Source organism: Cupriavidus sp. 8B (assembly GCF_054589115.1).
The window spans coordinates 1-4186 of sequence record NZ_BAAILO010000518.1 but is presented as its reverse complement, the minus strand read 5'-3'; the positions used below and the strand labels follow the sequence as shown (position 1 = coordinate 4186).

General features: G+C 63.3%; 3 protein-coding genes and 1 pseudogene. All 4 read right to left on the bottom strand.

Annotation, left to right across the window (positions count from 1 at the left end; genetic code table 11):
* Window positions 1-95 precede the first annotated feature (95 nt).
* Window positions 96-1379, bottom strand: coding sequence for a TraI domain-containing protein (locus tag ACYP5B_RS46065; protein ID WP_459574036.1), 1284 nt, complete (start codon window positions 1377-1379; stop codon window positions 96-98).
* A 1-nt stretch (window position 1380) separates the two neighbouring features.
* Window positions 1381-2448 (bottom strand): type IV secretion system protein, encoded by a 1068-nt coding sequence (locus tag ACYP5B_RS46060; RefSeq protein WP_459574035.1) that lies wholly within the window; start codon window positions 2446-2448, stop codon window positions 1381-1383.
* Window positions 2449-2455: 7 nt separating this feature from the next.
* Complete coding sequence (locus ACYP5B_RS46055; protein WP_459574034.1) at window positions 2456-3220, bottom strand: conjugal transfer protein TrbJ; 765 nt, start codon at window positions 3218-3220, stop codon at window positions 2456-2458.
* Window positions 3221-3251: 31 nt separating this feature from the next.
* Window positions 3252-4186: pseudogene (locus ACYP5B_RS46050) on the bottom strand (VirB4 family type IV secretion system protein); the annotation flags it as partial.

The window sequence follows — 4186 nt, the reverse complement described above, 5'->3', positions numbered from 1 at the left end:
CCGAGGCGGAGATCAGCATCAGGCCCAGCGCCCAGCCGGCCGCCGCGCGGGCCTCGAACATGGGGCGGAAGTGATTGATGTAGCGAACCATGGAATTAGGTCGGGTTGTTGGGGCGTGGCAAGATCAGCGTACCGATTCGCTCCGTGAGGACGAGGTCGGTGCCCTGCAAGGCGTACAGCAAGTTCTCCTTGCGCAGCTTTTCGATCAGCGTGTCGCTGGCGATGCCGTAGTTGCCAAGCACCTTTTTGGGCAGCACCAGACCTTTCTCGGCCCACGCGACCTTGACCTTGCCGGCGGTGACGTCCTGGGCGAGCGCGCGGAAGAACTCGCTCATCATTCGCGATCCGCCCAGCAGCAAGGTGAATGGGTCCGGCGCGTCGCGGCGCGCGCGGCCGATGGCGGCGGCATCGATGGCGCCCGCTGCCGGCGCGCTCGGTGGCGTGGCAGGCGGGATGGTCGTTGCTACGGGCTCTGCCGCTACCGGCTGGCCCGTGGTCGTCGTGGCCGCGACTGCCGCGGTGGCAAATGGCTGGAACAGGGAAGCGGCGCCCGCTGCCGCGCTGGGCGGCGGCGCGACCGGTTCCGCAGCCTGGGCAGCAGGGCCGACTTTGGTGTTGGCAGCAGTCGCTCCGGGAGTAGGCGCGGCGGCTAGCTGTTCGGCCGACGGCGGCACGGTGGTGTCCGGGGCGAAGACCGCCCTGCGTGCCTTCTGCTCGTAGTCACGGGTGGCTGCGACAGCCTGGCGCACGATCTTGTGTAACTGTGCCTCGAACCCGGTCGGCATCGGGGCTGGATTGATCGCGCCGAACAGCTCCGTCAGCACGGGGCCGTCCAGCCACGACAGCGCCTCGGCGCCAAGGATCGTGCGTGCCAACAGGGCGCTGCGCATGCGTTCCACCGGCAGCGGCGTCGCCAGACGTATCACGCGGTAGGGGTTGTCCGCAAGCCACGCGTGAAACGCGCCGTGCGCGGCGGGCACCCACTGCTCGCCGGTATCCTCGCGCACGAAGTGGAAGTGCCGGCAGGGTTCATCGAGCCAGGAACAGCACGCCGCCAGAAAGAGCGCGTACAGGTATTGGGGTTCGAGGCGGCGGCGGCGCTCAGAGGGCTGGTCAGCCGCAAACTTCTGCCCGCCCGACAGGCGCATGGCGAAATAGACCACCTCGACCGTGGCACGGAACGCGCCGCCGGGCTCGGCATGTTGTTCCGGTTGCAGCGGCATGGACGAGAACCATGTGGCGCAAGAGCGGAGTACGGCCAGCCATTTGCCATCGAACACGGCAGGGTCGCCCTCGTTGGCGTACTGGCGGATCAGGGCAAGACGCTTATCTAGCGTTGCTAGCAGCGTGTCGGCATCCATGGGCAAGTGTTGCGTCATTTCAGAAGAGCTTTCCAAGCTTCATCGCACCTTTGGCAGCACTCGCGGCAGCGCCGCCGGAGATGCCACCGCCTGTGCCGAACAGCGAGCCGGCCAGCTTCGGAATCTCGAAGGAGATGAGGAGTACCAGGACGGACAGCGATGCGGCCTTCCAGCCGGCGGCGGCCGTGCTTGTTCCCACGGCTGCGACCTTCTGAATGGTTTCGCCGGTGGCTGCCGCGACGAGGTTGGCGATGATTGCCGACGTGACGATGTACATGGATGCCGTGACCATGTAATCGAACCACGCCCAGAAATATTTTCGGGTGTATTCGGAGAAGCCCAAGGCCACGGCGATCAAGCCTACCGCCAGGCCGACGGCGGCTTGCAGTTGCCCGATCATGATGTAGTAGGTGTAGACGATCGCCGCGATGGCTGAAAGAAGAAAGGCAATCAGCAGGCCCAGGCCCGAAATGATTGCGTCCAGCTTGTTGTACCAGGAGGCTACCTTGATCGCCTCGACGAACGAATCCAGAAATTTCCCAGCGGTATAGGCGAGGACTGAGCCGGTGCCATAATTTCCGCCGCTCATGGCGCGCGCGATCTCGTCGAACCATTGGAAGATGCCGGGGCCGAAGGAGTCAAAGCTGAGATAGATCGCGGAGAAGATGCCGAGGATCGTCAGCGTCTCCAGCAACTCCACCCAGGCGCCGACAGGGTGTCGATGCGCCATGAATCGGATGCCGCCGATCGTGATGGTGATCACCGCGAGTGCCCACGCGAACTTGCCAGCCTCCGGCGCTGTGGTGCGGCTCAGCGCGACGCCGCCACTGAGCAAGCCGTCCCGCAGTGCCATCAATTCCTGAACGGTGGACGACAACGCCTCACCGGTCGAGCCAGCGGCAGGCATGGGTACAGCCGAACCGCCAGACGGCGCTGGCGGCGCGGACGTTGGCGACGGTGCCGGCTGCTGCAAGGGGGGAATCGAGACCTCCGACTGTGCTCTAGCCGGCAAGGAGACGAGGGAGAGCAGCGACAGTAGTGCCAGTAGCGCGGCAACGGCGGCGCGGAGGATCGTGGTTCGTTTCATGTCAGCTTTACTTCCCGGACGATGTGCCGCGATTGAACACGGTCTGTCGGAGCTGCTGCAGTTCCGCTGCCTGCTGACGGGAAAGCGCCTCGGCTGCGGTGGTCTTCTCGGCAGTGTCCGAGTTGGCCTTCTGGTCTTTGATCGCGTCGGATTGGGTCTTCGCCCCCATCAGCTGCAGCAGGTCTGCATTTTGGCTGGCCAATACATCGAGCATCTGGTTCGTGAGTTGGGCGGTAGCTTCGGACGTCTGATTCATCTCGAGGTCTGACTGAAGCTGCTTTCGGCGTTGCGCCAGCTTTTGATTGTTTGCCGTGACGTCATTGCCGAGGCTGAACAGGCGCTTAGCCGTCTTGTCGCCTGTGTCGAGCAGCGTGCGTTGATCCTGGAACCATTGGTCCGGGGTCTTGCCGGACTGCACGACCATGCTCTGCACGCGGGAGAGATAATCGACGTTGTTTGCAAGGCCACCGTAGAGGTCCTGCAGCGTCTGGCCGTACTGCTCGTGCCTCTTGATATCGTCCTTGATCGAGCTAGCCTGGGCCAGCATGGAGGTCGAGTCGAGCCCGACCGCCTGCTGCAACTGGTTGAGCATCATCTTGTACTGGTAGGTGATGTTGGTGTTCTCGTACACTTCGGTCTTCAGCGCCTGCGCCGCCGTCATCGTGTTCTTGATGAAGTTGGCCGCGTCGAATACCGGCATTCCGCCAGCGTGTGCCAGCGATGCGGTGGCCAGCACAGCCGTGACAAGCAGTTTTGCAGCGATCTTTCTCATAGGGTTCTCCAGTGTTTGAGCAGGATCCACGTTAGCCGCGGGCAAGGACTTCTCGGACGTAGCGGTCTTGCCATTCGGGGTGCCCGGAGGCGTAGTGCCGGTCCAGCACTTCCTGGGCATAGCCGTCGGAGCGCAGCATCGCGACCATTTCCTTGCTGAACGCGGTCTGCAGCATCCGGGTCTGTGCCTTGGTGGTCCAGAGGTAGTCCCGGTTGGGCACCGCCTCGGCAATCATCTTCACCTGATCGTTGGTGAGGCCGAACACGTCGCAATACAGGTCCTTGCTGGTACTGGCCTGGCTGTTGGGCAGGTAGAGGATGTTGGCGATGTTGTCCTTGAGGATTTCGAAGTCCGCGACACGTGCGATCTGCTGCAACGATTGCGTTGCCATCCAGATCGCGCCGTTGAGCTTGCGGATCGTCACGATCCAGGTCTCCAGCCGCGCGTAGAAGCGGGGATTGGTGAAGAAGAAACCGGCTTCCTCCACCTCGATGATGGTGTAGCGCGTGCCCCCCATCGACTGGCTGATGCGGTAGAACGCATAGTCCATGAAGAGAGCCGCGGCACGTGGGAAGGTCATGAACAGGTCGCCCATCTCGATCGACAGGTCGTCGCTCACCTCGAAGGCGTCCTCCACGTGGTCGAAGAAGTGGCCGTACTGCCCACCCTTCACCCAGATCTGCAGGCGCTCGCGCAGCGAAGCGTGCAGTTGGGTGCAGAGATTCGAGAGCGTCCAGTGCTCACGCGAGAAGCGCGAGAGGATCTGCACGGCCTGATAGAGGTCGGTGCGTTGCTGCGGCGTGACCCGGAATTCATCGTCCTCAATGGCGAGTACCAGCCAGTCGGTGACATAGGCATGGTTGTCCGGACTACCCAGCAACGACAGGGGATTGGTCTGCGTGGCGGCCTGAAAGCGGCCGGTCACGTCGACGAATTTGCCGCCGGCCAGCAGCGTCGGAATGCGCG

Coding starts and splice junctions, on each gene's coding strand:
- ACYP5B_RS46065 (WP_459574036.1), bottom strand. CDS start 1,379: ATGACGCAACACTTGCCCATGGATGCCGACACGCTGCTAGCAACGCTA.
- ACYP5B_RS46060 (WP_459574035.1), bottom strand. CDS start 2,448: ATGAAACGAACCACGATCCTCCGCGCCGCCGTTGCCGCGCTACTGGCA.
- ACYP5B_RS46055 (WP_459574034.1), bottom strand. CDS start 3,220: ATGAGAAAGATCGCTGCAAAACTGCTTGTCACGGCTGTGCTGGCCACC.